The organism is Variovorax sp. J31P207, assembly GCF_030316965.1.
In the GTDB taxonomy this organism is placed as follows: Bacteria; Pseudomonadota; Gammaproteobacteria; order Burkholderiales; family Burkholderiaceae_C; genus Variovorax; species Variovorax ginsengisoli_B.
On record NZ_JASZYN010000002.1, the window covers coordinates 265976 to 290264 of the forward strand.

The following is a 24289-nucleotide window of genomic DNA, read 5'->3' on the forward strand; positions in this document are numbered from 1 at the left end:
GCCTGTCTGGCGATATTTATCGTCCCCCGTACGGCGTACGCCGGAAGAGCGGGTCCTCACATCGGTGCTAGCCGAGGTACTTGCCCCGCAGGTAGTCGAGGTAGGCCCGCGAGTCACTGGACACGTAGGGCGAGATCAGCGTGAGCGTGTAGAAGGCCGCCAATCCGGGGTCGGCCTGCGCCGCTGCCTCCCGCCCCGGCACCAGGCGCTCGAACGACAGCCAGCAGGTGGTGGTGAAGACGATCTGCAGGGCGAGGATGCGCGCCTGCTCGGCGCTGGTCTGGATCACGCCCGAGGCCACCAGCCCCTCGCACAGGGACTGTGCGGCAAGCAGGTTCTGCGCCGTGAGGTCCTGGGCCCGCTGTCCCAGGGCGGGGTATTCGGCGGCCAGGAAGGCCATGTCGCGGTAGACGAAGCGGTATTCGTCGATGGCTTCGAAGCGCAGGTGCAGCGCCAGCCACAGGTCGTCGATCGCGGCGACGGCGGCGGTCGACCCGTTCAGCAGCCCGAGCCGCTGCTCGAAGCGCATGAACAGCCGTTCGACGATCAGCTGCTTGGCCTTGAAGTGGTAGTGCAGGTTGCCGGGGCTGATGCCCATTTCGGCCGCGATCTTGTGCGTCGACACGGCCGCCAGGCCTTCCGCATTGAACAGCGCGAGGCTGGTCAGCAGGATGCGGTCGCGGGTGTTGGGACTGGCCACGGGCGATGAAGGACGGCGCTCGGGATCGGGGGTCAGCGCTTGCGCCGGGTGGCCGGCTTCGCCGCATCGAGCTGCTCGCGCAGCTGCCTCACCTCGTCGCGCAAGGCCTGGAGTTCTTCGGCGCTCGGCATGCCCAGGCGCTGCAGTGCGCTCGCCACGCGCTGGTCGAACACGTCCTCGAACTTGCGGATGCCGAAGCTGTCCAGGCCCGGGAACCCGGCCGCGGGCCGGGCGCCGCCGGCATCGGTCTTCTGGATGCCGAGCAGGCCCTCGATCACGTGGGTGTGGCGCTTGACGACGTCGGTGCCGACGTTGCCCAGCGCCTTCAGGCCCGCGCGCAGCAGGCCTTCGGCGCCGGCGGGCTTGCCGGTGGTTTCGGTGGGGGGCGCCGCCGCGCTCGCCTTCCTGCGAGGCGCGGCTGGCTTCCTGGCCGGCGCCGGCTTCTTCGGCAGCGCCGAGTCCTTGCGGGTCGCCATCCTTCGGTCCCCGGGGATCAGGCGGCCTTGCGGCTGGCGCGGCGGGAGGTCTTGGCGACGGCCACGGCCCCGCCCTTCGCTGCCGGGGCTTGCTCGGCTGCGGCTTCTTCGGCGTCGGCCACGCGCGTCTCGAGCTTCTTGGCGCCCTCGGCAATCTTGTCGGCGATCTGCGCATGCACGTTGGCGATCGGCAGGTTGATGGCGCTGAACGTGCTCAACAGGGAGGTCGCGATCGGCGACTCGATCCGGGCCGCGCGGTCGGCCACGGTCTCGATGCCCTTGGTGCCGGCTTCGGCCATGCGGTCGAGCACCTGCACCACGCGGCCGGTGTCGACGTCGAGGCGGTTGGCGAGGAAATCGGTCACCTTCTGCATCTGGCCGTAGCGCGACGCGGCGCCATCGAGCAGGCGGCGTGCGCCGCTGCGCCAGGCGCCGACGAGGGTCTTGCCGGCTTCGTGGTATTGGCCCACGACGTGGACGGCGACGGAAGAGAGGTTTTGCGCGGACATGAGGTTTTCCTTGGTTGTGACTGACGATTCGCGGGATGCGACAGCCTGATGTTCTTCGCAAGGGCCTAGGCCAGGAAAACTAGATTCATCACAAAGTTAGTCCAAATGCCCCAATTTCCTGCATCCGCATTCTGCGACAGCTTAGGCTGCTCCCTGCGAGATCGGCCATCTCGACAAGTGCGTGCCGGCGGCCCATGCTTCGGCTCCCGGCCACTCCGCCTCCCCGACACGCCATGACACTCGCCCATGCCTACGCGGCCCGGTCCGCCACCAGCCCGCTCGCCCCCTTCACCTTCGAGCGCCGGACCCCGACGGCCCGGGACGTCGCGATCGACATCCTGTATTGCGGTGTCTGCCACTCCGATCTGCACACGGCACGCAGCGAATGGGGGCCTGCAGCCTACCCCTGCGTGCCCGGCCACGAGATCGTCGGCCGCGTGCGCGCCATCGGCAACGAGGTCTCCAGGTTCAAGGTCGGCGACCTGGTCGGCGTCGGCTGCATGGTCGACAGCTGCCAGCATTGCCAGCCCTGCGCCGACGGCCTGGAGCAGTATTGCGACAACGGCATGACCGGCACCTACGACAGCCAGGAGCAGGTGTCGCGGGCCAACACGCTGGGCGGCTATTCCGACCATATCGTGGTCTTCGAGAAGTTCGTGCTGCACGTGAAGCACGACGAAAAGGACCTCGCGGCCGTGGCGCCGCTGCTGTGCGCCGGCATCACCACCTACTCGCCGCTGCGCCAGTGGAAGGTCGGGCCGGGCCAGAAGGTCGGCATCGTCGGCCTCGGCGGGCTCGGCCACATGGGCGTGAAGATCGCGGCGGCGCTCGGGGCCCAAGTGGTGCTGTTCACCACCTCGCCCGGCAAGGCCGACGATGGCCGCCGGCTCGGCGCCAGCGAGGTCGTGGTCTCGCGCAACGCCGACGAGATGGCCGCGCACGGCAACAGTTTCGATTTCATCCTCAACACCGTCGCGGTGTCGCACGACCTCGACCCGTTCCTCGCGCTGCTCAAGCTCGACGGCACCATGACCTTGGTCGGCGCCCCCGGCACGCCGCATCCCTCGCCCGGCGTCTTCGCGCTCATCACCAAGCGGCGCCGGCTGGCGGGCTCGCTGATCGGCGGTATCGCCGAGACCCAGGAGATGCTCGACTTCTGCGCCGAGCACGGCATCGTCTCGGACATCGAGACGATCCGCATGGCGCAGATCAACGACGCCTACGAGCGCATGCTCGTGAGCGACGTCAAGTACCGCTTCGTGATCGACATGTCGACGCTGCGGGAGGCCGCAGCCGGATAAGACAACGGACATCTGGCGAACGCGGTATTGCGCATCGCGCCGTTCTGCCTAAGCTCGCCCTCTCTGCCCAGGAGGTCGTGCATGAACATCAATGCGGTGGTCCGAAGCGTCCAGGCGGCGCTGGGGGTTTCGGTCGATGGCAATCCGGGTCCCGAGACATGGCGGGCCATCCACGAGAAGATCGTCGGCAAGCCGGTGCCGAAATCGGCCGCCTTCGCGGGCAAGGCGGACGAGCGCAGCGAGAAGACCATCGCCACGCTGCACCCGCAAGTCGCGCCCTACGCGAGGATGCTGGTCGAGCGCGCGGCGGCCGCCAACATCGAGATCAAGATCCTCAGCGGCACGCGGACCTATGCCGAGCAGGACGCCCTGTTCGCGATCGGCCGCACCAAGGAAAAGAACAGGCGGCCCGTGACCAATGCGAAGGGCGGCGAGTCCAACCACAACTTCGGCATCGCCTTCGACGTCGGGGTGTTCCGCGGCAAGGACTACCTTGGCGACAGCCCGCTCTACGCCACGGTGGGTGCGATCGGCATGGACATCGGCCTCGAATGGGGCGGCCAGTGGGAAAGCTTCGTCGACATGCCGCACTACCAGCTGCGTCCCGATTGGTCGCAAGGCATGTCGGAGCGCGAGATGCTGCGCGAGTTGCGGGCCAGGAAGGCGTCGGGCAAGGATGCCTACGCCACTTGAGCCAGGGGCCGGCCGGCGCTGACGGTCAGGCCGGGCAGGTACTGCCGAGCAAGGTCTTCGAGTCCGCCAGCGGACGCGCGCCGGCCTCGCGCAGCGCGTCCACCCGTTGCTGGAAGGCGCTGCGGTGCGCGGGGCTTCCCTTCTTCGCGGTGAACGAAAGCTCGACGACCCGCTTGCCGGTCGGAAGCAGCCACTCCTCGACTTTCCAGTCGTCCTGCGATTTGAACCGGCGAACGTGGTTGACGCAGGGCTTGGGCACCATGCCGGTGGCCGGCGGGAAGGCCGCATCGGCGGCGGCCTCGACGGAACAGCTGAAGGAGATGGCTTCGTGCGGCGTCGGCGCGGCGTCCGCCTCTTCGTCGACCGCCCAGTTCACATCCACCTCCAGCTTGCTCTCGCGCTTCGGGCCGGCCAGGGGGCAGGACCATGTCGACAGCAGCTTCCTGGCCGCCTTGGACCCAGGGGCTCGCACCTTGTACATCGACTCCGGCCCGTCATCGTCGGTCCGCTCGCGCGCCACCGCGCCGTAGCTGTCGTCGGGCAGCCCCGCGGGTCGCCGGACGTCGAGGTAGCGGACCACGAACTGCTTGGGTTTGTCGTCGTAAATACCGAGTTGCCTGGCCGCCTGCTGCGCCGTCGCCGGCCCGCCCTGCGCCGGGTCCCAGCGGAACGCGTACTCGGTCCGGTCCGCATGGGCGCAGACGCAGGTCGCCAGGGCGAGAGCGGCAACCAGGCAGGAAGTTCGCATGGCGGGCTCGTCTCTCAGCGGGGCATGGCCATGTCGCCCTTCTTGAAGGAGGTCTCGAACTGCTCCCAACCGTGCAGGCCACCGTTGACCAGGCGCCGCGCCGCCTGGAAGTTTCCGTGCAGGATCGCATCCTTGATCTGCAGCTCCCGGTCGGCCAGGAACAGGCTCAGCAAGTCGGCCGCGACGGTGGCCGTGTTCGCCAGTTCGGGTTTGTTCGCCAGGTCCACGGGGGTGGGCAGCCGTGGCCCGTAGCGCAGGTAGTTCGAGCGGCCCGTGAGCTGCACGAAGCCGCGCCCCTTGAACAGCGCGCCATCGGGCGGGCCCTGGTTGCCGAGGTCGCTGCGGTGGTCGTAGAGATCGAAGGGATGCCCGGTGGGGGAGGTGTTGAATGCGCTGATGCCTTCGCTGATCGGCGCGCAGCCCGCCGTCTCGGCACGGATGGTGGCGATGGCCATGAGCACCATGGTCCGGTCCGGGATCTCGAAGGCGCGGAGCGAAGCCAGGATGACCGGCAGATGGGTCTTGATGTTCGCGAGCGGCGCACCGGGCAGCATCAGCGAGGCGACCTGGACGCTCATGTCGCCGGTGGCGTCGGGCAGGTCCGCGGACTCGGCCAGGCCCAGGGCATGGAGGGTTCGGGGCCCTGCGATGCCGTCGGCGAGCAGTCCCTTGGCTTGCTGGAACGCGGACACCGCGTTGAAAGTGCCGGTACCGAAGTCGCCATCGATGACGCCGGGGTTGAAGCCCGCGGCCAGCAGGGCCTGCTGAAGCGCGACGACATCGGGGCCTTGGTCGCCATAAACGAGCTTGAGCCTCATGGTTGCATCTCCTCGCGACAGCTGTCGGCAAAAAAGTGTCGATGGCAACAGGGGCGGGTGTCAAGGCTCGCCGAGTTGGAAGGCCGGCGTCGTGCTCAGGCAGCCGCCGGCGACGCCGACGCCCTGGGCTGCTGAAGCACGAGCGCCGCGAAATCCACGAAGGCCCGCACCCGCGCCGCCAGCTGGTGGCGCTGCGGATACACGGCGTAGATGTCCGCGTCCGGCGTGTAGCAATGGGGCAGCACCTGCACCAGCCGGCCGTTGCGCAGGTAGCGTTCGATGTCCCATTCGGCCCGCATCAGGATGCCGTGGCCATCGAGCGCCCAGCTGACCGCGATCTCGCCGTCGTTGGTGGTCAGGTTGCCCCGGGTCCTGACCGACTCGGTGGTCGCGCTGCGGCCCCGGCCGCTCGCCAGCCGCCAGACGCCGTAGGCCTCTTCGCCCTGCCGGATCCCGATGCAGTTGTGCTTGGCGAGGTCGTTCGGCACCTTCGGAATGCCATGCTTCGCGAGGTAGGCCGGCGCAGCGCACAGCAGCCTCCGGTTGGGCGCCAGCTGCCGGGCGATCACCCGCGAATCCGGCGGCGCGCCGAAGCGGATGCAGATGTCGAACAAGTCTTCGGTCAGGGCCGGTGGATTCACCGACAGCTGCAGCTGCACCTGGACCTCGGGGTGCTTGCGCACGAACTTCGAGATGATCGGCGCCACATGGCTGCGGCCGAAGCCCAGCGTCGCGTTGACCCGCAGCAGGCCCTTCGGCGTGGCCTTGGCCACCCCGAGGATCTCCGCCATGCCATCGATCTCGCCGAGGATGCGCCGGGCGTGCTCCAGGTACAGCTCGCCTTCGGGGGTCAGGCTCATCCGGCGCGTGGTCCGGTTGACCAGCGCCACGCCCAGGCGGGACTCCATCAGCGCCAGGTGCTTGCTCACCGCGGGCGTGGTGATGCCGAGCTCGCGTGCCGCCGCGCTGAGGCTCCCCGCGCCGGCAAGGGTCGAGAAGAAGCCGAGGTCTGCAGGTTGGATGCCGGGTGTCATGGGCCGCTGATTGTTGAATTCAGGTAAATGATGGATTCACTTTAGCCCCGATCCAATGCCCCGTCGAGTTCCTACAGTACGCCTACCCCCTACCCAACCCTCCAGGAGACAAGCCATGAAGACGTACAAGATCGCGACCATCCCCGGCGACGGCATCGGCAAGGAAGTCGTTCCCGCCGGCCAGCAGGTGCTGGCCGCACTGGCCTCGGCCAGCGACAAGTTCCAGTTCGAGTTCGAGAACTTCGACTGGGGCGGCGACTACTTCCGCGAGCACGGCGTGATGATGCCGGACGACGGCCTGAACGCACTGCGCGACAAGGACGCCATCCTGTTCGGCTCGGCCGGCGACCCGCACATCCCCGACCACATCACGCTGTGGGGCCTGCGCCTGAAGATCTGCCAGGGCTTCGACCAGTACGCCAACGTGCGCCCGACCCGCATCCTGCCCGGCATCGACGGCCCGCTCAAGCGCTGCGGGCCCGACGACCTCAACTGGGTCATCGTCCGCGAGAACTCCGAAGGCGAGTACGCCGGCGTCGGCGGCCGGGTCCACCAGGGCCATCCGATCGAGGCCGCCACCGACGTCTCGATGATGACCCGCGCCGGCGTCGAGCGCATCATGCGCTTCGCCTTCAAGCTGGCCCAGTCGCGCCCCCGCAAGCAGCTCACCGTGATCACCAAGAGCAACGCCCAGCGCCACGCGATGGTGATGTGGGATGAGATCGCCTTGCAGGTCTCGAAGGAGTTCCCCGATGTGAAGTGGGACAAGGAACTGGTCGACGCATCGACCGCCCGCATGGTCAACAACCCCGCTTCGCTCGACACCATCGTCGCCACCAACCTGCATGCCGACATCCTGAGCGACCTCGCGGCCGCGCTGGCCGGCAGCCTGGGCATCGCGCCGACCGGCAACATCGACCCGGAGCGCCGCTACCCGTCGATGTTCGAGCCGATCCACGGCTCGGCCTTCGACATCATGGGCAAGGGCCTGGCGAACCCGGTCGGCACCTTCTGGTCGGTCGTGATGCTGCTCGAGCACCTGGGCGAATTCGACGCCGCCAAGCGCGTCATGGCGGCGATCGAGACGGTCACCGCCGACAAGAGCCTGCACACCCGCGACCTCGGCGGCAAGGCCACCACCGCCGACGTGACCCAGGCGGTCTGCGGCCAGGTGCTCGCGGCGTCGCAGCGCAAGGCGGCCTGAGGCCCCACCGGGCCCCGGCAGGCGCCGGGCTCGCTCCTCCCCTTCATTGATCCGGGTCCGGCGCCGCGCGCCGACCCAGGTTCCGAAGCAGCCGCCAGAGCTGCCGGGGCCCGCTCGCGCCCACCCAACGCCAGGAGACAAACCATGCGCCGCTTCTTGGGAAAACTCTACGTGCAAGTGCTGATCGGCGTGTTTGCCGGCGTCGCGCTTGGCTTCTTCCAACCGAACCTCGCCAGCGACTTCAAGCCGCTCGGCGACATCTTCATCAAGCTGATCAAGATGGTGTTCGCGCCGATCATCTTCGCCACCGTGGTCCTGGGCATCGCCCGCATGGAGAACATGAAGGAGCTCGGCCGGGTCGGCGTCCGGGCGCTGATCTATTTCGAGCTGCTGTCGACCTTCGCCCTGCTGCTCGGGCTGGTGGTCGTGAACGTGGTCGGTCCGGGCCGGGGCATGAACATCGACGCCTCCCAGCTCGACGCCAAGGCCATCGCCAGCTACACGGCGGCGGCCGCGAAGCCGGAAGGCTTCATCGAGTTCGTCATGCACCTGGTGCCGATCAGCATCGTCGATGCCCTGGCGAAGAACGACATCCTGCAGATCCTGGTCTTCGCAACGATGTTCGGTGTCGCCCTCTCGCACATCGGGCCGCGCGCCAAGCCCGTGGTGGACTTCCTCGACTCGTTCACGCACGGCATCTTCTCGGTGGTCGGGATGATCATGCGGCTGGCGCCGCTGGCCGCCTTCGGCGCCATGGCGTTCACGGTCGGCAAGTACGGCCTCGGCTCGGTGCTCTCGCTCGGCAAGCTGATGGGCACGATGTACCTCACCTGCTTCCTGTTCGTGACGCTGGTGCTCGGCGGCATCGCACGCCTTTCGGGCTTCAGCCTGTGGAAGTTCCTGAAATACATCAAGGACGAGCTGTTCACGGTGCTCGGCACCAGTTCGTCCGAATCGGTGGTGCCGCAGTTGATGCGCAAGCTGGAGCACGCGGGCGTGTCGAAGCCGGTGGTCGGCCTGGTCGTGCCTGCCGGCCTGACCTTCAACCCCGACGGCCAGTGCATCTACTACACGATGGCGGCGATCTTCATCGCCCAGGCGACCAACACGCCGCTGTCGATGACCGACCAGTTCGTGATCCTCGGCGTGCTGCTGCTGACCTCCAAGGGTTCGGCCGGCGTCACCGGGTCGGGGTTCATCACGCTGGCCGCCACGCTGGCCTCGATGGGCAAGATCCCGGTCGCCGGCATGGTGCTGCTGCTCGGCGTGGACCGCTTCATGTCGGAGGCCCGCGCGATCACCAACACGATCGGCAATGCCGTGGGCACGGTGGCCATCGCGCGCTGGGTCGGCGCGGTCGACCGCCCGCGGCTGGCGCAGGTGCTCGACGGCCGGGCGGAGCCCGAACGGCTCGAAGACCTGTACGAGGAGCCGGACGACTCCAACGTCAAGCCGCTGCGCGCGCCCGCCGATGTCCGCATCGCCGCCTGATGCCCCGGCACGGAGCCCCGCCATGAACGACACCGCGACCCGCCAGCTGATGCGCGCCATGTTCGACGCCGCGGTGGCGGCCGCGCAGCCCGCGCTGTGCGTGCCGCGCCATCTGCCCGCGCCCCCCAAGGGCCGGCTGGTGGTGATCGGCGCCGGCAAGGCGTCGGCGGCGATGGCCCGCGCGGTCGAGGACCATTGGCAGGGACCGCTGTCCGGTCTCGTGGTGACACGCTACGGCTACGCGGTGCCCTGCCGCCGCATCGAGATCGTCGAAGCCGCGCATCCGGTGCCGGACGCGGCGGGCGAGCTGGCCGCACGCCGCATGCTGCGGCAGGTCGAAGGGCTCACGGCCGACGACCTGGTGCTGTGCCTGATCTCCGGCGGCGGCTCCTCGCTGATGCCGCTGGCGCTGCCCGGCCTCACGCTGGCCGACAAGCAGGCGCTGAACCGCGCGCTGCTCGCCAGCGGCGCCCCGATCTCGGAGATGAACTGCGTGCGCCGCCACCTGTCGGCGATCAAGGGCGGCCGGCTGGCCGCGGCCTGCCGGCCGGCGCGGGTCGTGAACCTGCTGCTGTCGGACGTGCCCGGCGACGATCCGGTCGACATCGCCTCGGGCCCCACGGTGGCCGACCCGAGCACCTGCGGCGACGCGCTCGAGATCCTGCGCAGACATGGCATCGACATTCCGCCGCGGGCGCTCGCGCTGCTGGAGAGCGGCGAAGGCGAGACGCTCAAGCCCGGCGATCCGCGCCTGCCGGAGATCGAGACGCGCTTCGTCGCGACGCCGCAGATGGCGCTCGAAGCCGCCGCCGAGGTGGCGCGCGCGGCCGGCCTGCGGCCCTTCATCCTCGGCGACGCGATCGAGGGGGAGGCGCGCGACGTCGCCCGGACCCTGGCCGGCATCGCGCTGCAGGTCGCGCGCCGCGGGCAGCCGGTGGCCGCGCCCTGCGTGCTGCTGTCCGGCGGCGAGACCACCGTGACCGTGCGCGGCCGGGGCCGCGGCGGGCGCAACGTCGAGTTCCTGCTGGCCCTGGGCATCGCGCTCGACGGCGAAGCCGGCATCCATGCCATCGCGGGCGACACCGACGGCGTCGACGGCCAGGAGGAGATCGCCGGCGCGCTGCTCGCGCCCGACACCCTGGCGCGCGCCTGGGCAGCGGGCATGAAGCCGCGTGAACGGCTCGACGACAACGACGGGCACGGCTTCTTCGAAGCGCTCGGCGACGCGGTGGTGACCGGACCGACCCTGACCAACGTGAACGACTTTCGCGCGATCGTGATCGCTGGGCGCAATCCTGCGGCCGATGCATCCGACCGCGCATCCAGGAGAAACTGAGATGAGAAGAAGCAAGCAGGCCAAGATCGTGGCCACCCTCGGGCCGGCCAGCGACGACCGCCGGACGATCCAGGCGCTGTTCGATGCCGGCGCCGATGTCTTCAGGCTGAACTTCAGCCACGGCACGCACGAAGACCACCAGCGCCGGCTCGCTCTGATCCGAGAGATCGAGCGCGACAGCGGCCGCCCGGTCGGCGTGCTGCTCGACCTGCAGGGACCGAAGCTGCGCATCGGCACCTTCCCCGGCGGGCCGGTCGAGCTGGTCGAAGGCCAGCCGTTCCGGCTCGACCTCGACACCCGGTCGCCCGGCAACATCGAGCGGGTCGCGCTGCCCCACCCGGAGATCTTCGCCGCGCTGGAGACCGGCACCGAGCTGCTGCTCGACGACGGACGGCTGCGGCTGCGGGTCGAGGGCTTCGGCCAGGACTTCGCCGACACCCGCGTGGTCAACGGCGGCACGCTGTCGGACCGCAAGGGCGTCAACGTGCCGGGCGTGGTGCTGCCGCTGTCGGCGATGACCGACAAGGACCGGGCCGACCTGGCCTTCGGCCTCGGCTTGGGCATCGACTGGGTGGCGCTGTCCTTCGTGCAGCGGCCCGAGGACGTGATCGAGGTCCGCCAGATCGTCGACGGCCGCGCCGGCATCGTCGCCAAGCTCGAGAAGCCCGCCGCGATCGCATCGCTGGACGCCATCGTGGCCGAGGCCGATGCGGTGATGGTGGCGCGCGGCGACCTCGGCGTCGAGATGCCGGCGGAGCAGGTGCCGGCGATCCAGAAGCGGATCATCCGGGCCTGCCGGCGCGCCGGCAAGCCGGTCATCGTGGCGACGCAGATGCTGGAGTCGATGGTCGCCGCGCCGGTGCCCACGCGGGCCGAGGCCTCCGACGTGGCGACGGCCATCTACGAAGGCGCCGATGCCGTCATGCTCTCCGCCGAGTCGGCCAGCGGCCGCTACCCGGTCGAGGCGGTGAAGATGATGAGCAGCATCATCACCCACACCGAGAGCGATCCCAACTACCGGGCCGCGATCGATGCCTCCCGCCCGGAGCCGCTGGCGCGCACCGCCGATGCGATCGGCGCCGCCATGCGCGACATCACCGGCCTGCTCAATGCCGCGGCCACCGTCGCCTACACCAGCTCGGGCTACTCGGCCCTGCGCATGGCGCGCGAGCGGCCCCGCGCGCCGATCATCGGCATGACGCCGCGCCTCGCCACGGCGCGCCGCCTGGCACTGGCCTGGGGCGTGCACGCCGTGCTCTGCCACGAGGTCGTGGACGTGCCGGAGATGAGCGAGCTCGCCAGCCGGACCGCGCTGAAGGAAGGCTTCGGCGCCCCGGGGCAAACCATCGTCATTTCCGCCGGCATGCCGTTCGGCACCTCCGGCACGACCAACCTGCTGCGCATCGCGCAGATCTGAAGGACACGCCATGGCATCGATCCAGACAGTGCGGGGATTCGAGATCCTCGATTCGCGCGGCAACCCCACCGTCGCGGCCGAAGTGGTGCTCTCGGACGGCGCGCGCGGCCAGGCGGCCGCGCCGTCCGGCGCATCGACCGGCGCGCGCGAGGCCATCGAGCTGCGCGACGGCGATCCGCGCCGCTATCTCGGCAAGGGCGTGCTGAAGGCCGTGGCCCACGTCAACGGCGAGCTGGCCCGGGCGCTGGCCGGCCGCGCCGCGGAGCACCAGGCCGAGTGCGACGCGCTGATGATCGCGCTCGACGGAACGCCGACCAAGGCCCGCCTGGGCGCCAACGCCATCCTGGCGGTGTCGCTCGCGCTGGCCAAGGCGTCGGCGGCCTCCGCCGGCCGGCCGCTGTATCGCCACCTCGGCCGCGGCCGGCCTCCACGGCTGCCGATGCCCATGATGAACATCATCAACGGCGGTGCGCATGCGGACAACAACGTCGACATGCAGGAGTTCATGATCGTCCCGGTCGGTGCGCCGCGCTTTGCCGAAGCGATGCGCTGGGGCGTCGAGGTCTTCCACGCCCTCAAGGCGCTGCTGAAGTCGCGCGGGCTCGCGACCGCCGTCGGCGACGAAGGCGGCTTCGCGCCGAACCTGTCGTCCAACGAAGCGGCCATCGAGCTCATCCTGGCAGCCATCGAGCAGGCCGGCTTCAAAGCCGGGCAGGACATCGCACTCGGGCTCGACGTCGCCAGCTCCGAGTTCCACCAGCACGGCGTCTACACGCTGGCGTCGGAGAACAAGCGCTTCGAGGCGGACCGCTTCGTCGACCACCTGGCGCGCTGGGTCGACGCCTATCCGATCGTCACCATCGAGGACGGCATGGCCGAGGACGACTGGGCCGGCTGGGAACTGCTGACGGCGAGGCTGGGCCACCGGGTGCAGCTGGTCGGCGACGATCTTTTCGTCACCAACACCGAGATCCTGCGGCAGGGCATCTCGCGCGGCGCCGCCAATTCGATCCTGATCAAGCCGAACCAGATCGGCACGCTCACCGAGACGCTGGCGGCCATCGCGATGTCCGACGCGGCCGGCTATTCGAGCGTCATCTCGCATCGCTCCGGCGAGACCGAGGACACCACCATCGCGGACCTCGGCGTGTGCACGGCCGCGACCCAGATCAAGACCGGCTCGCTGTGCCGTTCGGACCGGATGGCCAAGTACAACCGCTTGCTCCTGATCGAAGCCGAGCTGGGCGGCGCCGCCCGTTTCGCGGGCCGCGGGGCGATCCGCTCATTGTTGAACGCAGGTTAACCATGGATTCACTTTCGCAGTGATTCAGTGCCTGCATCGCTGACACCATTCCCCGCATACCCACAAGGAGACATTCATGACATCGACTCTCGCGCGCGCCCGCGTGCTCACCGCGCTCGCCTTCGGCCTCGCCGCCACCCTCGCCGGCGCCCAGGCGTGGCCCACCAAGCCGATCAGCCTCGTCGTGCCCTTCCCGCCCGGCGGCAGTTCGGACGTGCTGGCGCGGGCCATCGGCGACAAGCTCGGCCAGAGCCTGGGCCAGCCGGTGATCGTCGAAAGCCGGCCCGGCGCCGGCGCCACCTTGGGTGCCGACTACGTGGCCAAGGCCAAGCCCGATGGCTACACGCTGCTGATGGGCGCCGTGCACCACACCATCGCCACCAGCGTCTACAAGAAGCTGCCCTACGACTTCGAGAAGAGCTTCGCGCCGGTCACCACCATCGCGATGGTGCCCAACGTGCTGGTGGTCAATGCGAAGTCGCCGGCCACGGACGTCAAGCAGCTGGTCGCCCTGGCCAAGGCATCGCCCGGCAAGCTCTCCTACGGCTCGAACGGCAACGGCACCGTGCAGCACCTGATCGGCACGCAGTTCGCGAGCCTGGCCGGCGTGGAGCTGCTGCACGTGCCCTACAAGGGGAGCGCGCCGCTGACCACCGACCTGCTGGGCGGCCAGGTCGACATGTCCTTCGACACGCTGACGCCGGTGGTCCAGCACATCAAGGGCGGCAAGCTGCGCGCGCTGGCGGTCACGACGGCGAAGCGCTCGAGCACCTTGCCCGACGTGCCCACGCTGGCCGAATCCGGCCTCAAGGATTTCGACCAGGGCACCTGGTTCGGCATCCTGGCACCGGCCGCGACGCCGAAGGACATCGTCGAGCGGCTGAACACCGAGCTGGTGAAGATCATCCAGTCGCCGGAGTTCGGCAAGCGCATGGCCGAGATCGGTGCCGAGCCGGTCGGCGACACGCCGGCCCGGATGGCCACGCAGATCAAGAGCGACACGGCCAAGTACGCGCAGCTGGTGAAGGACGCGAAGGTCACGATCGACTAGCAACGAGTCGGCTATCTCGTGAACGCCACTCCGGATGGGCCAGGGCGATCACCTGCGCCGAGCCAAAGCCGCAGTCCTGAGGAACTCTCCTCGCGGCGCTTGCGGTGCGCCTCCAGCGCAGGTACGCTCCTTGCTCACCTCCGAAGTACATGGACGCGATTCCCCGGATCAATGATGGCGAGCTCGATCTGCAGCATCTGCAGATCTTCGACATCCTGCTTGTTGAGCGCAATCTGACGCGCTGCGCACGCGTGCTCAACATGACGCAGCCGGCGCTGAGCAAGACGCTTGCGCGCCTTCGCATCTACTTCGGCGACCCTCTCTTCGTGCGTGTTGCGCTCAAGATGGAGCCCACGCCCAAGGCGCTCGAACTGGCGCAACCCGTGCGCGCCATCCTTGATAGCGTGCGCGCGCTGCGATCGGACCATGCTCCCTTCGACCCTCTGGTCTCCGAGCGGCGATTCTCCTTCTTCATGATCGATGCCGCAGTGGTCCAGCTGCTCCCGCCGCTGCTCGCGATCCTTCGCGTCGAGGCTCCCAAGGTCCACGTGCAGGCCGTTCCCTGCGACGTCCATCACCTGGACCAATGGCTCGAATCGGGCCTGGTCGATCTGGCCATCGGCGCCTTCGAGTCGCTCACGCAAGGTATCCGGCGACATCCTCTGTGGACGGAAAGCTATGTCTCCCTGTTCCGCAAGGGACATCCGCGACTCGATGCCAGGAGCCTGATGGAGCATTCCGACAAAGCAGGCACACCGACGGCGCTCGAGCGCTTCGTTGCTGAACAGCACGCACTCGTTTCGGTGGCCGGCACAGGACACGGCTACGCGAATGCCGAGCGCCTGCTCGAATCGGTCTTGCCGTCCGGCAACATCGTGTGCCGCGTGCCAACCTTCGCGGCTGCCGCGCACATCGCCAGGAACTCGGACATCGTCGCAACCGTGCCGCGCACGCTGGGCGTCGCTCTCGCCCACGATCTGGACCTGGTCGCCGTGGAGCCACCCCTGCCACTGCCCAGCATGGACATCGCGCTGTACTGGCACGACCGCTTCCACCGCGATCCGGGCAGCCAATGGCTGCGCGAAGTCTTCCGCCGCCTGTTCCTGCGCGACGCCGCTCAGGCCGCTTGAGCTTCGTCTTGCGGGACCGAAGCCGCCGCGGCCGGCCCGTCGGATTCGGGATTCAGGACCAAGTCGAAATCCAGCAGGTAACTGCCGTCGGCCTGCTTCACCCACTCGCCCACCAGCGATTCGCGCACACCGAACACCGCGTCCGAATCGAGGTACGGATCGCCCTTGCGGAACACATGGGTCACCAGCGTCTGGAAGCCGGGTGCCTTCACCATGAAGTGCAGGTGGGCCGGCCGCCACGGATGGCGTCGCGTGGCGCGCAGCATGTCGCCCACCGGGCCGTCATCGGGGATGGGATAGGCCACAGCGGCAGTGGTGCGGAAGTGGAAGCCGCCCTGCGCGTCGGCGCGGAGCACGCCGCGCCCCTGGGCATGGTCGAGATCCGCGTGCTGCACGTCATAGTGACCTCCGCTGTCGGCCTGCCAGACGTCGAGCGTGGCGCCCGCGATGGGAGTGCCATCGAGCGAGCGCACCCTGCCGCGCACCAGGCAGGGCTCGCCGCTCGCACCATTGCCGACATCGTCGCCGTTTTCGTAGCGCGGCGCCCCCTCGACATGGAAAGGCCCGAACACGGTAGCCTCGGTGCAGCCTGCGGGCTTGTCGTGGTTCATCATGATGGTGAGCATCGACAGGCCCAGCGTGTCACTCAAAAGGATGAACTCCTGCCGCTTGTCGTCGCACTTCTTGCCCGTTGCCGTGAGGAACTGGATGCCCTGCATCCACTCGTCCTCGGTCAGTGCGACCTCGCGGGCGAAGTCGTGCAGGTGCCGAACGAGACTCGTCAGGACACGCTTCAGGCGCGGGCTCGGCGTGTCCGCAAATCTTTCAATCACCGCATCGGTGATGTTGTGCTGGTTCAGGTTGCGCATGGTGGGGTCTCCTTGAAACAAGTGGGTCGGACATTCAGAAGGGGCACAGCGCCATGGCCCAGAAGCGTGTGCCCTGCGGACGGTTTCGCGCGCCGAACTCCGACTGGACGCGCAACGTCAGTGAGAAGTTGGGGCTGAAACGGAAACTCGCGAAGGGCCCGAGCGCGTTGACGCGGCCCTTGTTGCCCTTCACCGGGACACCGTTCACCCCGTCGTCGGTGGTCTGCCGATAGATGTAGCCGTTGATCCCGACGAGCATTTCCAAAGTCGCGCGCAAGCCGGCACTGAATTCGATCGACGCCTCGTTGCCCGAGTGGTAGCCGGTCGCCTTGTTGCGGTCGTTGAAGCCCCAGCGGAACTTCGCGCTGATATCGCTGCGCGATGTCGGGAACCAGGTGAAGGCATAGGCCGGTGCGACCTGGTCGTAGTTGCGGCCGGTGTTGACGTAGCGGTGAACGTCGTAGCTGCCAGTGCTCAGATTGGTCTCCACGCCCAGCGTCTGATGGAAAGTCGCGCCGTGCCAGCCGAGGATGATCGGTGAGAAGAAGAGGTCGGACAGCCCGCCATGCCGCCCACCGTGATCCAGCGGCGCGAGCGGCGCCGGCCGGGCGATTCCAAGGGTGAGGTCGACCGCGCTGACCGGCTGCACGATCCGCGTCTCGACGTTGGCACCGAGGACGAGGACGTCCGGCCACACATACGACAGTCGCGGTGCTACCACATCGGACTGCAGCCGGAAGTCGGTGAAACGAGGGTTGTCCCTGCCCGTGTTGTCCTTGAACTGGGTCGCCGTGTAGTGCTGATAGAACAACAGCCAGTGAGCGCCCTCGGGCAGCATATAGCCGGCGAAGGTGTTGTCTACACCGATCGGGTAGGAGTTTCCGCCGCCTTCGGTGGCGAACGCATCGCCCACCGGGGTGCAGCAGATGACGAGCGCAAGCAGCGCGCTCCATGGCGGGTTGCGACGGCTCTTGACGCTGGCCGTTCGCCGTCGGGATTGGGTGAAGGCCTTCATGCGCGCATGCTTTCCTGTCCGCTGGGCGCTTTTCCATGCCGGGCTCGGTCGACGAAACGGATGCGCAATTCATCGCCGGGCGAAACGTCCACTTCGTCTACCGCCTGCATCTGCACCATTCGCCGCCTTGACCGTCGGTCGTCGCGCACCCGCAGCAAGGCCGGAATCCAGGGAGCCGCCGAGCCGTTGCGGCGGACCGCGCCAACATAGTCCGCCTCGGCGGGCGCGCACATGGCGCTCGCCAGGGCGGCGTGGATGCGGGACCGCGGGGCGCCGGAGGTGTGTGTGATGGTGCCCGTCATCTCGTGCGGCCGCTGCAGGACCGACGAGGCGCCGGCCAAGTCCCCGATCTGGATCAAGCGCCGCGCCTCGGTGGAAGAACTGCGCACAGCCTCCTGCGTGCCGGGCACGGCATCGAGCGCGACGGGCGACACGCTGAAACCAAGCGTCGACCCCAGTGACGAGAGATAGGCGACCGTTCCGACCCGCCCACGCCCACAGGCGAAGTTCTCGCCGACGATCAATTCGCGCATGCCCAACTGCGCAAGCAATGTGTCGCGCACGAAGGCCCCGGCGTCCTGGTGGCTTCGCTGCTGATCGAAGCGGAGCACCAGGCAATGGTCGACCGCGCCGGTCGCGGCCAGCAGTTGCATGCGGTCGTCCACGCTCGACAACAGTCTCGGGCATGCCTCAGGCCGGACGACGGCGCGGGGATGCGGGTCGAAGGTCACCAGCGCAGTCGGCAGCCCGAGCCGTTCGCCATGGTCGCGAAGTTGCCGGAGCACCTTCGCGTGACCGCGGTGGACGCCGTCGAACATGCCGATCGACACGACCGCGGCCGGTATCGCGAAGCCACTGGCGTCAAGGATGACCTTCATGGCACCACCTCAGATCGCGAGGGTGCTGCTGAGCGAAAGCTTTTCCTGATGCCGCGCAGCGTCCATCGCTTTCGCGTAGTCGGCCGTCGCCTTGTAGTCGGTGTTGTCGTCGATTTCGGATTCGATGCCGCAGACCTGGCGCGCCAGCTTGCCATAGGAGCCGGAGCCCGAAAACTCCGCGCGCTGCATCGTCAGCATGCGAATGCTCTGCAGCGGCGTGCCGTTGAAGTTTTCGAACACGAAGAGCCGGTTTCCCCAGTCGGTCAGGAACAGGTCACGAATCACGCGGCCGATGCGAAGGCGGTCCTTCGGCCTGCCGACCGGTCCGGAGTTCATCTTCTCGAACAGCACGTTGAGCTTCGAGTCTTCCCACTGGTCCTCCGTCGCGAAGAGCAGCGCGCTGCGGCCCGACAGGTCGACCAGCTCATAAATCATCTGCGAGAAGTTCTCGAGGTACAGCGCCCGGCCGAAGTCGTAGATCAGGATGTTCGGCTTGTAGAGTCCTCCCGGCGTATGGAAGCCGAGTTCCTCGCTTGCCACCACGTGCGCCAGCATCGCCTGGTGGAAACCGATCAGCTTGGCAACGCGCGTCTGCACCGCCGGAATCTTGCTCGTGCCAATGTGTTCCGTAATGAGCACGGCCAGCCCGGCCATCAATTCGGCGCGGACCATCTGGCGGACCAGTGCGTGGTAGTGCAGCCAATCGAAGACACGCTGCGGATAGAGCTTCGCATGCTCGGCATTGCCGAGATGGAACACATGCGACCAGGGAATGAAGACGTGGTCGAACACGGTCATGCCGTCGAGTTCGTCCCCCTTGGACGCCAGCGGATGCTCGATCGCATCCTCCTTCACGAGGCTTTCGCGGCACACGACGCTGAGGCCCTTGGTGGCTACCGGCACAGCGGCAAAAATGATCTGGTCTCCGGGAATCCCGGGACGGAAGAAGACGCCGATGTGGACCCAGTCGGCGAAGGCAGTACCGGTAGACACCGCCTTGACGCCATCGACCACGATCCCCATCTCATTGCGCTCGATCACACGCAAACCCGGGGACCTGGCCTGGGCATCGGGGCTGGAGCGGTCCATCTGCGGATCGACGAAGTTGGGCGCGCAGTTGTGGTCGCGCTGGCGCACAAAATCGGCGAAATTGGTGATGTGCTGAGCAAGCGGCTGGCCTTCGGTGCCGATCGACTGGGCCTGCCAGGGCATCGGATCGTCGGTGTACGTCGTCAGCACGTAGTTGTTGACGTCCGGCGTCCGCGGGAAGGATGCACCCATCATCTCGCGCATCACTGTCTCGTGGTAGCGACGCTTCTTCTTGAGCTCTTCCTTGGTCCGGTGGCCGAACCACATCATCGAGCGGCGCTCGCCGGCCTCGTCGACATAAGTCATCACATCCTGCAAGTCGGGGCGGTGGTGCAGATCGTAGAAGTCGGCGTGGCGCTCGGCATAGTCGCGGGTCTTCGGGTGCGTGGCGACGTTGTCGATCTTCTCGTTGCCGACCCAGACGACACGGCCGTCATTGAGGGACTCGAGGTATTGCTTTCCGGTTCTCAGCATGGCTGTTCCTTGGTGGTGGTGACGATCGAAGCCGTGGGCTCAGACGTGAGCGGTCGGCTGGGTGGTTGCATAGGTCCTCTTGCAGTACACAAGCGGATCCCGGTGCTCTTCGGTGTGCGCTGCGGTCGCCAGCACATGGGCGATGAAAATGCTGTGGGTGCCGACCTCCGTCGCGCTGACCACGCGACAGTCGAGGGCGACGAGTGCTTCCTCGCTGTAGGGTGCGCCGGTGGAAAGCGTGCTCCAGCCGCCCTGCTCGAAGCGCTCGCTCATCGGTACGGCGCCGACACCGGCGAACAGGTCGGAGGTGCTGCGCTGATGCGCGCTGAGCCAGTTGACGCAGAGCACATCGTTGGTCTTTATGACGCTGTTGACATAGCTGCGCCGGTTCATGCAGACGAGGAGCGTGGGCGGGTCCGCGCAAACCGAAGCAACGGCCGAGCAAGTCACCCCGGCGATGCCGGCGGGACCGGCAGTCGTGACGACGGTCACGGCGGTCACCGCATGGGCCATCGCTTCCCGGAATTCGAGGTCCGAGACACCTCCTCCGGCCAGTGATTCGACTGCATCGTTCAATACATGGTGGGTCATGTCTGCGCTCCTCAGGGCCGTTGAGACAGAGGCCGGACTGGTCTCTGCAGGTGAGGAAAATAGTAGGCGGCGCAGGCGCGCAGCACCATCGGTCGCTGAGGAATAGACACTATTCCCCGATCGGGGGTCGGCACCAGGGCATCTACGTGATCGTCCTGGCCTAGATTCAAGCGAATCGTCAAAGATTCGATGAAGCGTTCAGCGGAACATGGGGCCAACGAGATCCGGAGGTCATCGATGAACGCCCGCCATGCATTCCGGCGCAACAGAACTGCGATCAGCACCTCCTTCATGGCGGCGACCGCGCTGCTCCTGGCGAGTTGCGCATTGCCGGTGAAGCTCGACCCCCCGGCGTCACGATTGGACGGTGCCGCGCTCGGCCTGCCCAAGGACGCGGCGCCGGTTTCGGTCAACGAGGACTGGTGGCGAATCTTCAATGACCCGTCACTCGACGCGCTGGTGGACAAGGCTCTCAGGGACAACCCCTCGATGACCATTGCCGAGGCCCGCCTCCGGCGCGCGAACGCGCTGGCAGACCGTGCCGACAGCGAAGACTGGCCGCAAATCGTGGCCCGCTACGACGACACTCTGCAGCGCTTTCCGCAGCATGCGCTCTACCCGCTCACCGTCGCTGGCACGCGGCAGCATCTTGCGACCGCGCAGCTTGCAATGGTCTGGGAGCTGGACTTCTTCGGCCGGCATCGCGCGGCCTTCGAATCGGCACTCGGCACGGTGCGTGCGACGCAGGCCGACGCCGCGATGGCGCGCCTGTTGCTGGCGGCACAGGTCGTGCGGACGTATGTTCAGATGGCGCGCCTGCTTGCGCTGCGCGAAGTGGCCGAACGCTCGCTGTCCCAGCGCGCCGAGGTGCTGGCGCTGGTACGACACCGCACCAGCGCGGGCCTCGATACCGCGGTCGATCTCCAGCAGGCCGAAGGGGCGATCCCCGACAGTCGGCAGTCGATCGAGGCACTGGACGAACAGATCGACTCTCGCCGCAGCGCGCTGGCGGCGCTCACCGTTCAGCCCGCCTCCGCGCTTGCCGGACTGGATCCACGCATGGCGCAGCTCAGTCCAGCGCCGCTGCCGTCCAGCGTACCGGCGGATCTGCTCGGCCGCCGCGCGGATATCGCTGCCGCACGAAGTCGCGCCGAAGTCGCCGTCAGCGACCTCGACGTCGCCCACGCGGACTTCTATCCCAGCGTGAACCTGATCGCCTTTGCGGGCTACAGCGCGCTGGGCCTCGGCAACCTGTTCGAGAGCGGAAGCCGTCAGTTCGGCATCGGCCCCGCGATTCGACTGCCGATCTTCGATGCCGGCCGGCTGCGCGCCAACCAGCGGGCCAGGGCTGCCGAACTCGACGCCGCCATCGGCGCCTACAACGCAGCGGTACTGGAGGCGGTCCGCGACGCGGCCGACCGGATTCTGGCGCTGCAGTCGATCGATCGACAGCAGCAAGACCAGACCCGTGCGCAGGTCTTCGCCGAGCGCGCCTATCGGCTCGCGGTGCAGCGCTACAAGGCCGGCATCGGCTCGTACCTGGTCGTGCTGACGGCCGAGTCGAGCGTGCTGGCGCAACGTCGCGCCGCAGCCGACCTGCGGGGCCGCGCCCTCGACGGGCAGGCCGAGCTGATGCGGGCGCTCGGGGGTGGCTACACCGCATCCGGGAACAGCGATCGAACGTACTAGAGGCCTGACGAGGCGCTCCCGTCATGCGGGCGACACGGCCTCGGGCGTTTTGCGAAAGCCAATTGCCAGCCGGTTGAAGGCATTGATGAGGCCGATGGCCAGGGTCAGGTCCACGCGCTCGCGTTCGGTGAACTGCTCGCACAGGGCTTCGTAGTCAGCGTCCGGCGCATGCGTCTGCGACACTTGCGTGAGCGATTCGGCCCATTGCAGCGCGGCGCGCTCCCGTGCGGAAAACACGCTACCGGCCTCGCGCCAGGTCGTGAGCATCAGCAAAGTGCCGGTCGGCACGCCCGCCTTGAGCAAGTCGCGCGAGTGCGAGGACACGCAGTAGGCGCACCCATTGATTTGCGACACACGCAGGTAGACGAGGTCGACCAGCTCGTGTGGCAGGCCCGACTTGCGCACATACATGTAGACGCCACCGAGGCTGCGCATGCCCTCGGGGGCGATGGCTTGATGGTCCAGGCGTTGTTCCATGGTGCTTTCTCCTTCAGGGTTGATCGGGGGTCTTGAGCGCGTCGCCGGTGTTCGCAACGAACACCACCAACAAGCGGGCCGGTTGGGTGCGGCTCGCGTTTTCTGTCACGGGATGACGCGTGCCAGGCGGCTCGGACCAGTTGTCGCCGGCACGGTAGACACGCGGCGCCTCGTCGTTCAGGGCGCTACGCACCGACCCCTTGAGCACATAGGCGTAGACGAAGGCGTCGCCATGGCGGTGCGGCTTCGCCTTCGCGCCCGGCGAGAAGTCGACAATGGCCGAGGTGAAGGTCTTGCCCGGCACGTTGGGCAGCGCCTGCGTGAGCTTGGGCGAGACGGTCTCTTCGCCCGCCTCGTGCGCGTCGGTGGGCGGTGCGTGAAAGAGCAAGCCTCCCGTGCAAGCGAGAGCCAGGACGATGGCGGACTTTCGAAGGGGCATGACGTTCTCCTGCGGAGTGATCGAACAAGTGGAGATCGTGGCGCGATCCAACGCCGCGCGATGGCATGAAGCAAGCGTGTTTGGCCGCGTCCTGCCAACAACTGGCGGAGCCTGTATCGCGTGATCGGTATCGTCCAAATCGACGCGATTCATGAAAGAAGCGCGCCGGCGCGCGTCCGACCATCGGTGCTTCCGGGAAGCCTGGCCATGAACACACCGACCGAAAACGCTGCCTCCGTTCCGCCCCCCCTGCCCACGGCCAACGCATCGCGCCGCGGGATCACCCTGGCCATCGGCGGCCTCGTCCTGGTCGCTTTGTCCGGCTATGCCGGCTACCGTCTGCTCGGCCTCGGAGGCACGGTGACCACCGACAACGCGTACGTGCAGGGCAACTTGATCCAGATCACGCCGCAAATCGCCGGCACTGTGCTGGAAGTGCGCGCCGACGACACCGACTTCGTGCGCGCGGGACAGCTCCTGGCGCGGCTGGACCCCGCCGACTCGCGCGTAGCCCTCGACCAGGCCGAGTCGCAACTGGCGCAGACAGTGCGCGAAGTGCGCACGCTGTATGCCAACAACGAGGTGCTCGGCGCCCAGATCGCGTTGCGGCAGGCGGAAGTGAGCCGGTTCGAATCGGAGCTGGCGCGCGCCCAGGTCGACGCGCGTCGTCGCGAGGCGCTGGTAGAGGACGGTGCTGTCGGACGTGAGGAGTTCGAACACGCCAACACCCAACTGACGTCGGCGCGCAGCGCGCTCGCGTCGACCCGTGCCGCCTCGCGAGCTGCGCAGGCCCAACTCGCGGCCAACATGTCGCTGACCGACCGCACGACGATCGAACGCCATCCGAACGTGCTGCGTGCCTCGGCACGCGTGCGCGAGGCCTACCTCGCACTGCACCGCGCCGAAGTGAACGCGCCGGTCGACGGCTTCGTGGCGCGGCGCAACGTGCAAGTCGGCCAGCGTGTGCAGGCCGGCGCGGGCCTGATGACGGTGGTGCCGCTGGACGGCATCTGGGTCGATGCCAACTTCAAGGAGGCACAGTTGCGCCACCTGCGCGTGGGCCAGGCGGCAACCCTGGTGTCCGACCTCTACGGCAACGACGTGCGCTATCACGGGACGGTCGCCGGGCTGGGGGCGGGCACAGGCGCAGCCTTTGCGCTGCTACCCGCGCAGAACGCGACCGGCAACTGGATCAAGGTCGTGCAGCGCGTGCCCGTTCGCATTCAGCTGGACCCGCGCGAGGTGGCGGCTCATGCGCTGCGCATCGGGTTGTCGGTCGAAGTGTCGGTCGACACACGGCGCAGCGACGGACCACGGCTCGGCGAAGTCGCGCCACCGACAGCGGCCGTGACCACCTTCCTCGGCGGCGAGGATCGCGCGGCCGACGAGGCGGTGCGCCGGATCATCGGCGAGAACCTGCCGGAGGGCACCCCTGCGACGACGCGCAAGACCGGGGCCACCCGAACGCCGGCATTTCCGACATCCCCGCCTGGCTCGCACTCGATAGAGAAGCACGAGCACCTCGTTCGAGTGCGGGTGGCAGATTGACCACCTGAG

Annotated in this window: 24 protein-coding genes; 11 read left to right on the top strand and 13 right to left on the bottom strand. The window is 67.9% G+C overall.

Going from position 1 to position 24289, the window contains the following annotated elements; genetic code table 11:
• Window positions 1-67 precede the first annotated feature (67 nt).
• From QTI68_RS06870 to QTI68_RS06880, 3 genes are read right to left on the bottom strand one after another with little or no spacing between them, the layout of a single operon-like run.
• Window positions 68-700 (bottom strand): TetR/AcrR family transcriptional regulator, encoded by a 633-nt coding sequence (locus QTI68_RS06870; protein ID WP_286520539.1) that lies wholly within the window; start codon window positions 698-700, stop codon window positions 68-70.
• A 32-nt stretch (window positions 701-732) separates the two neighbouring features.
• Window positions 733-1176 (bottom strand): phasin family protein, encoded by a 444-nt coding sequence (locus tag QTI68_RS06875; RefSeq protein ID WP_286520540.1) that lies wholly within the window; start codon window positions 1174-1176, stop codon window positions 733-735.
• Between the two features lie 17 nt (window positions 1177-1193).
• On the bottom strand, window positions 1194-1685 hold the full coding sequence (locus QTI68_RS06880) for a hypothetical protein (protein ID WP_286520541.1): 492 nt from the start codon (window positions 1683-1685) through the stop codon (window positions 1194-1196).
• Window positions 1686-1918: 233 nt separating this feature from the next.
• Here QTI68_RS06880 and QTI68_RS06885 point away from each other — a divergent pair, with 233 nt between their 5' ends.
• Window positions 1919-2986 carry an NAD(P)-dependent alcohol dehydrogenase gene (locus QTI68_RS06885; RefSeq protein ID WP_286520542.1) on the top strand — a complete coding sequence of 356 codons (1068 nt, stop codon included), beginning with the start codon at window positions 1919-1921 and terminating at the stop codon, window positions 2984-2986.
• 81 nt (window positions 2987-3067) lie between these two features.
• Window positions 3068-3679 (top strand): M15 family metallopeptidase, encoded by a 612-nt coding sequence (locus QTI68_RS06890; protein WP_286520543.1) that lies wholly within the window; start codon window positions 3068-3070, stop codon window positions 3677-3679.
• A gap of 25 nt (window positions 3680-3704) precedes the next feature.
• On the opposite strand, the gene QTI68_RS06895 is transcribed toward QTI68_RS06890, so the two are convergent.
• From QTI68_RS06895 to QTI68_RS06905, 3 genes are all read right to left on the bottom strand, one after another.
• The gene (locus tag QTI68_RS06895) at window positions 3705-4427 is read right to left on the bottom strand and encodes a hypothetical protein (protein ID WP_286520544.1); all 723 of its coding nucleotides are present in this window, start codon (window positions 4425-4427) and stop codon (window positions 3705-3707) included.
• 14 nt (window positions 4428-4441) lie between these two features.
• A complete protein-coding gene (locus QTI68_RS06900; protein ID WP_286520545.1) occupies window positions 4442-5245 on the bottom strand; it encodes a peptidoglycan-binding protein in 804 nt (267 codons plus the stop codon).
• Between the two features lie 95 nt (window positions 5246-5340).
• Window positions 5341-6279, bottom strand: coding sequence for a LysR family transcriptional regulator (locus QTI68_RS06905; RefSeq protein WP_286520546.1), 939 nt, complete (start codon window positions 6277-6279; stop codon window positions 5341-5343).
• Between the two features lie 115 nt (window positions 6280-6394).
• Here QTI68_RS06905 and QTI68_RS06910 point away from each other — a divergent pair, with 115 nt between their 5' ends.
• The 7 genes from QTI68_RS06910 to QTI68_RS06940 all read left to right on the top strand — a co-directional run bounded on the left by QTI68_RS06910 (window position 6395) and on the right by QTI68_RS06940 (window position 15211).
• The gene (locus QTI68_RS06910; protein WP_286520547.1) at window positions 6395-7483 is read left to right on the top strand and encodes a tartrate dehydrogenase; all 1089 of its coding nucleotides are present in this window, start codon (window positions 6395-6397) and stop codon (window positions 7481-7483) included.
• A 144-nt stretch (window positions 7484-7627) separates the two neighbouring features.
• Window positions 7628-8974, top strand: a complete 1347-nt coding sequence (gene dctA / locus QTI68_RS06915; protein ID WP_286520548.1) for a C4-dicarboxylate transporter DctA — start codon at window positions 7628-7630, stop codon at window positions 8972-8974.
• A gap of 22 nt (window positions 8975-8996) precedes the next feature.
• Entirely contained in the window at window positions 8997-10310 is a 1314-nt protein-coding gene (locus QTI68_RS06920; RefSeq protein WP_286520549.1) for a glycerate kinase type-2 family protein, read from the top strand.
• Between the two features lies 1 nt (window position 10311).
• Window positions 10312-11727: a pyruvate kinase gene (pyk, locus tag QTI68_RS06925; protein WP_286520550.1), complete on the top strand. Its 1416-nt coding sequence runs from the start codon at window positions 10312-10314 to the stop codon at window positions 11725-11727.
• Between the two features lie 10 nt (window positions 11728-11737).
• A complete protein-coding gene (gene eno, locus QTI68_RS06930; protein ID WP_286520552.1) occupies window positions 11738-13030 on the top strand; it encodes a phosphopyruvate hydratase in 1293 nt (430 codons plus the stop codon).
• 76 nt (window positions 13031-13106) lie between these two features.
• Window positions 13107-14081, top strand: a complete 975-nt coding sequence (locus QTI68_RS06935; RefSeq protein WP_286520553.1) for a Bug family tripartite tricarboxylate transporter substrate binding protein — start codon at window positions 13107-13109, stop codon at window positions 14079-14081.
• A 149-nt stretch (window positions 14082-14230) separates the two neighbouring features.
• Entirely contained in the window at window positions 14231-15211 is a 981-nt protein-coding gene (locus QTI68_RS06940) for a LysR family transcriptional regulator (protein ID WP_286520554.1), read from the top strand.
• Here QTI68_RS06940 and QTI68_RS06945 read toward each other — a convergent pair.
• From QTI68_RS06945 to QTI68_RS06965, 5 genes are read right to left on the bottom strand one after another with little or no spacing between them, the layout of a single operon-like run.
• Window positions 15199-16080, bottom strand: coding sequence for an intradiol ring-cleavage dioxygenase (locus QTI68_RS06945; protein WP_286520555.1), 882 nt, complete (start codon window positions 16078-16080; stop codon window positions 15199-15201). The two genes, QTI68_RS06940 and QTI68_RS06945, sit on opposite strands and share 13 nt — an antisense overlap.
• A 34-nt stretch (window positions 16081-16114) precedes the next feature.
• Entirely contained in the window at window positions 16115-17095 is a 981-nt protein-coding gene (locus QTI68_RS06950) for a SphA family protein (protein ID WP_286520557.1), read from the bottom strand.
• Window positions 17092-17973 carry an FAD synthetase family protein gene (locus tag QTI68_RS06955; RefSeq protein ID WP_286520558.1) on the bottom strand — a complete coding sequence of 294 codons (882 nt, stop codon included), beginning with the start codon at window positions 17971-17973 and terminating at the stop codon, window positions 17092-17094. Before QTI68_RS06955 ends, QTI68_RS06950 begins: the two co-directional genes overlap by 4 nt.
• 9 nt (window positions 17974-17982) lie before the next feature.
• Window positions 17983-19536, bottom strand: coding sequence for a 4-hydroxyphenylacetate 3-hydroxylase N-terminal domain-containing protein (locus tag QTI68_RS06960; RefSeq protein WP_286520559.1), 1554 nt, complete (start codon window positions 19534-19536; stop codon window positions 17983-17985).
• A gap of 39 nt (window positions 19537-19575) precedes the next feature.
• Window positions 19576-20127, bottom strand: a complete 552-nt coding sequence (locus tag QTI68_RS06965; RefSeq protein WP_286520560.1) for a flavin reductase — start codon at window positions 20125-20127, stop codon at window positions 19576-19578.
• 237 nt (window positions 20128-20364) lie between these two features.
• Between QTI68_RS06965 and QTI68_RS06970 the strand changes: the two genes are divergently transcribed.
• Entirely contained in the window at window positions 20365-21816 is a 1452-nt protein-coding gene (locus QTI68_RS06970; RefSeq protein ID WP_286520562.1) for an efflux transporter outer membrane subunit, read from the top strand.
• A 21-nt stretch (window positions 21817-21837) separates the two neighbouring features.
• Here QTI68_RS06970 and QTI68_RS06975 read toward each other — a convergent pair whose 3' ends face one another.
• Together QTI68_RS06975 and QTI68_RS06980 are read right to left on the bottom strand one after the other, a co-directional pair.
• On the bottom strand, window positions 21838-22293 hold the full coding sequence (locus QTI68_RS06975) for a carboxymuconolactone decarboxylase family protein (RefSeq protein WP_286520564.1): 456 nt from the start codon (window positions 22291-22293) through the stop codon (window positions 21838-21840).
• 13 nt (window positions 22294-22306) lie between these two features.
• The gene (locus tag QTI68_RS06980; protein ID WP_286520565.1) at window positions 22307-22885 is read right to left on the bottom strand and encodes a cupin domain-containing protein; all 579 of its coding nucleotides are present in this window, start codon (window positions 22883-22885) and stop codon (window positions 22307-22309) included.
• Window positions 22886-22939: 54 nt separating this feature from the next.
• On the opposite strand from QTI68_RS06980, the gene QTI68_RS06985 reads away from it, so the two are divergent.
• Window positions 22940-24280 carry an HlyD family secretion protein gene (locus QTI68_RS06985; RefSeq protein ID WP_286520566.1) on the top strand — a complete coding sequence of 447 codons (1341 nt, stop codon included), beginning with the start codon at window positions 22940-22942 and terminating at the stop codon, window positions 24278-24280.
• The last annotated feature ends 9 nt before the right edge of the window (window positions 24281-24289 follow it).